Origin of the sequence: Methanobrevibacter sp., assembly GCF_045644645.1 — an archaeon.
Taxonomy (GTDB): Archaea; Methanobacteriota; Methanobacteria; order Methanobacteriales; family Methanobacteriaceae; genus Methanocatella.
In genome coordinates, this window is the sequence record NZ_JAZRHE010000008.1 from 1 (window position 1) to 4,567 (window position 4,567).

Genomic DNA, 4,567 nt, shown 5'->3' on the forward strand with positions numbered 1-4,567 from the left:
GATGCGAAACAGTGATTCCAAAGAATTTTTTAAAAGATTTACAAACATTTTTCAAGCTTCCCAGATAATCTGAAATTAAATGCTCTGATTCACTTTTTAATTCATTCGTAAAATTGCTGTTTTTATCAACAAGATGTGTTAAATCAGTTTGAAAGGTTTTACCACAATGTTTACAAATATAGCGCTGAACTTCACCTTAGTTTTACCAATTTCTTTAAACACTAATGTTCTTTTTGTAAAACCATATTTTACAACATGACGAGTTCCACAATATGGACATCGAGCTAAAATCATTTTAAAATAAGGAACATCCTTCTTAAAACTTAAATCAAAAGATTTTAAAACTTTTTGACAGGATTTAAAAATTTTCACAAAACGAGGATCTAAAAGGACAAATCCATCATTAGAATCGCAAAATATATATTGTTTAACATCTAAAATACTATTTGGAGTATTTGTTTTTTGGTTAAGCATAATAAAAACTTTTACTCCACCTTTTTATTAAATTTAACTATTTTTAGACAAAATAAAAAATTACAAACTAATTTTCATCAAAAAATTTCAAATCAACAAAGTTTTTGAAAGAGTCTCATGATGGTTTAATAAGGAATATTTGAACGGTTTTTTAAAAAAAAGAAAATGATGAAATGATTATTCAATCAACTGTTTTAAATCATTTCTGATAATTGAAGTTGCATCAAATCCTTTGATTGCGTCAACCATTTCAGGGAATTTTGATTTAGGAATTAAAACATTGATTTGTGAAAAATCAGACCCCTGAGTGATTGTAGGTTCATCTGCACAAAGCCTATTGTCAATCAGATAGTTGGACACATCTTCAATCTTATTATTGGCAATGTTGAATTTCACATCAAAATATTTCTTGGCAGTGATGGCTCCCAACAGCTGTTCGTAAATCATTTTTGCCTTGTCAAACTTTTCACCTGTACAGCTTACGCCTGCATAAAGTCCCGCTGAAGAATGCAATATAGTTTCGATTTCTTTCAATCCTGCTTTTCTCAAGCTGCTTCCTGTTTGGGTGTTGTCTACAATCAAATCAGCACCTTTTGCAATGTAAACCTCAGTGGCGCCATCAGAGTTAATCACCTGCACCATCTCATTATCACCATCAGTCAAACCTCTGACCTGGACAAACGGCACTGCATCCCCGTAAATTTCCTGATAAGCTTCATTTTCCATGATGAATTTTCTTGTCAAATTAGGATATTCGGTGAAGCACAAAATCGGGGTTTTTCTATCTTTGTTTGCTTTGAATAAATCTGATAAACTATCATATGGGGAATCTTTAGGAACGGCAACAATCAAGCGGGTTTTTCCATAATCCAGGTCCCCGATTTTAATAGTGTTTGTATCCCTTAAAACTGATTCCTCCTTAATCCAGTCTTCACCGACAATGGCTATATCAACCATTCCCCTATTCAATTCAACGGGAGTGGATTGCGGACGAGTAAGAAAAGCAATAATATCTTCATCGTTTAATATTTCAATTTCGTAGGATTCGTCACCGGGTTCGTAACCCTTGACTTCATAACCCGCATCAACAAAGAGTTGATGGGTATTTCCTCTTTTTACATTATTTAAACTTCCCTTTGGAAGTCCTAAAATTATTTTATCATTCATATTAATACCTACAAATAAGGTTATTCGTTAAACTATATATTAGTTTTGATGAAAAAAAGAAAAAATCAGTTGTGATAGGCCTCACAACTTTGTCTATCCAGCGCATGTTTGTGAACATGCATATGCTTAATTCCATTATCAGTTACAATTTCATCGATGATATTGACACCCTCATGGGAATGTGAGTGTTCTGTGTCATTGTGGAAGTGATAATGTGAATGTTCTGTATGCTCTGTGTCTATTTTCTTAATTGAATCGTCGAAATGTCTATCGTAGAGCAATGCCGCATTCAATACAACCAGACAGGACCCTGCATTGTGAACAATAGCTCCTGTCACAGGATTCAATAATCCCAAAACAGAACAGACAATTGCCACAGCATTGATTGTCATTGAAATAACTATATTTGCCTTTATTGTAAATAATGTGGAGTTTGATAATTTCTTGAGATATGGAATCTTTCCAATGTCATCTCCCAGAAGCGCAATATCTGCGGCTTCAATTGCAACATCACTTCCAACAGACCCCATTGCCACACTAACATCTGCTGTCTTAAGTGCAGGCGCATCATTTACGCCATCTCCAATCATACAAACCTTTTTGCCTTCTTTTTTAAGTTTTTCAATCCATGAGAGTTTTTCTTCAGGAAGCAGATTACCGTGAACCTTGCCTATTCCAACCTTTGAGGCAAAGTAATTAGCAGTTTCTGTGTTATCTCCCGTGAGCAGTATAGTTTCAGTGCCTAAATCATGCAGGCTTTGAATCATGCTTGCAGAATCCTCACGAATCACATCAGATAATCCAACCAATCCAATGACCTCTTCATTTAATGCAACGATGATTGAAGCTTTTCCTTCGCTTTTCAATTTGTTCAATTGACTGCCGACATTCACATCAATATTGTTTTCAGATAGGAATTTGGAGTTTCCAGCATATACCTTACCATATGAGTTGTTGCATGCAACACCTTTTCCAGGGTACATTTTAAAGTTTTTAGGTTCTTCAATATTGATTTGGGCTTCTTTTGCATTTTTTACAACAGCCTTTGCAAGGGGATGTTCACTTAATTTCTCACATGAGGCAACAATTTTAAGCAAATCCCCACTAGTCAGATTATCCTTTAAGGAGATAACATCAGAAACTTCTAAATTACCATAAGTTAAAGTACCGGTTTTATCGAATACCAAAGTATTTAAACCACCCAATGTCTCTAGAGCTTCACCGGATTTAATCAACACGCCGTATTTTGTTGCCTGACCGATGGCAGCCATAATGGCTGTTGGTGTTGCCAAAATCAATGCACATGGACAGAATACCACCAAAACGGTTACACCCCTTTCAATGTTACCTGTTGCAAGCCATGCCACAATAGCTATTATCAATGCTACAGGAACCAGCCAGGTTGCCCATTTGTCAGCAATTCTTTGTGTCGGCGCTTGCTTTTCATCGGCTGCCTTCACCAGATCAATCAACTTTTGGAGTGAAGAATTTTCACCCAAACTGGTTGCCCTTATATCAATGGCTCCATACATGTTCATAGTGCCGCAGAACACCTCATCCCCAACTTCCTTGTCAATCGGCAGGGATTCTCCAGTCATGATTGACTGGTCAAGTGAACTGGTTCCCGAGATTATTTCACCATCCACAGGGACACTTTCACCGGGAAGTATCCTTAAAGTATCGCCAATTCTTATTTCACTAACCGGAATCACTTCTTCCTCACCACCAATAATTCTTCTTCCGGTCTGCGGAGTTAAATTGATTAAATTTCTTAAACCTTTTTTTGCCCTTTCGACTGTCCAATCCTCTAGAAGTGCCCCTAAAGCCATAATCCATGCAACTTCACCTGCCGCAAATATTTCACCAATCAAAAGTGACGCCACCATGGCAATTGCAATCAATAATGCAGATGAAATCCATCTTTCACGAATTAACCGAGTCATAGCAAGGAGCAGCATCGGGATGCCGCTTATTATTACTGTTCCCCATGCAGGGTTCAAATAAATGGGAGTATCTATTCCAAAAATCATGAAAATAACTGCAATTAATAAAAATATGCCAGAAATGATAGTCATTTTCAGACCAAACAGGAAATCAGTTATTTCATCAATCACAAAAAACACCTCAAAGTATTACTTTTTTTAAGTTTATTTAAATACCCAGTATTACTCAAAAATTTTTTAATAGTTATTCCATGATTTTAAAATAACATTAAAAAATCAAATCCAGTAAGTACCGAACAGCCAAAAGTATTACTTTTTTTGAGTTCATTTAAATACTCAGTATTACTAATTATTATTTTGTAGGTTGAAGTATATAAAAGTATTACTTTTTTTGAGTTCATTTATATAGTCAGTATTACTCAATAAAATTAGTGAAAGGCATCACCTGCAATTTCAATATGCCAATCTTTTAATTTCGACGTGATTTTGTCCTGTGCAGTTTCACTAAAAAAAGTGGGATAAAATATTTTTTGCATGATTCCTTCAAAGCTTAAACATCAAAATTGAAAACAGCAGACAAAACGAACCTTCACTGGTCATCATCTTTCTTTTTAAAGTTTTGACACTGTTTGACATCCAACAGAAGATGTTCATGAACTTTACATACTATTTTGTACTTGTTTCTAAGTTCCAGGTGTTTGCAGTCATCACAAATCATATCAACACCCTATTTCATTGCAAGGTCCATTATGCTGAACGGATCGCCTTCCTTTCTGGGGGCGGGTGCACCCATTCCAAAGGCGGATTTTGCAAATTCCTTATTCATCCTTTTTGAAACCTCGCCGAATATCATCTTATATGCAGTGCACTGCGGGTCAACCGCCTGCGGGGTTTGATATGCAACAATTGCATTGTAAGGACATCCCCCCTCGCAATATTTCACGTATCTGCATTTCTTGCAGTTCTCATCAACATGGTCTCTG

5 protein-coding genes are annotated in these 4,567 nt (G+C 35.9%); all 5 read right to left on the bottom strand.

Features of this window, described 5'->3' with window-relative positions; all coding sequences use genetic code 11:
• Positions 1–138: 138 nt before the first annotated feature.
• A complete protein-coding gene (locus tag ACKI4K_RS00270; RefSeq protein ID WP_407421111.1) occupies positions 139–474 on the bottom strand; it encodes a hypothetical protein in 336 nt (111 codons plus the stop codon).
• A 177-nt stretch (positions 475–651) separates the two neighbouring features.
• On the bottom strand, positions 652–1,641 hold the full coding sequence (locus tag ACKI4K_RS00275; RefSeq protein ID WP_407421113.1) for an ATP phosphoribosyltransferase: 990 nt from the start codon (positions 1,639–1,641) through the stop codon (positions 652–654).
• Between the two features lie 65 nt (positions 1,642–1,706).
• On the bottom strand, positions 1,707–3,755 hold the full coding sequence (locus ACKI4K_RS00280) for a heavy metal translocating P-type ATPase (protein ID WP_407421115.1): 2,049 nt from the start codon (positions 3,753–3,755) through the stop codon (positions 1,707–1,709).
• A 418-nt stretch (positions 3,756–4,173) separates the two neighbouring features.
• The gene (locus tag ACKI4K_RS00285; RefSeq protein ID WP_407421117.1) at positions 4,174–4,302 is read right to left on the bottom strand and encodes a hypothetical protein; all 129 of its coding nucleotides are present in this window, start codon (positions 4,300–4,302) and stop codon (positions 4,174–4,176) included.
• 9 nt (positions 4,303–4,311) lie between these two features.
• The coding region (locus ACKI4K_RS00290; protein ID WP_407421119.1) for an SPASM domain-containing protein at positions 4,312–4,567 on the bottom strand (256 nt) is incomplete at its 5' end.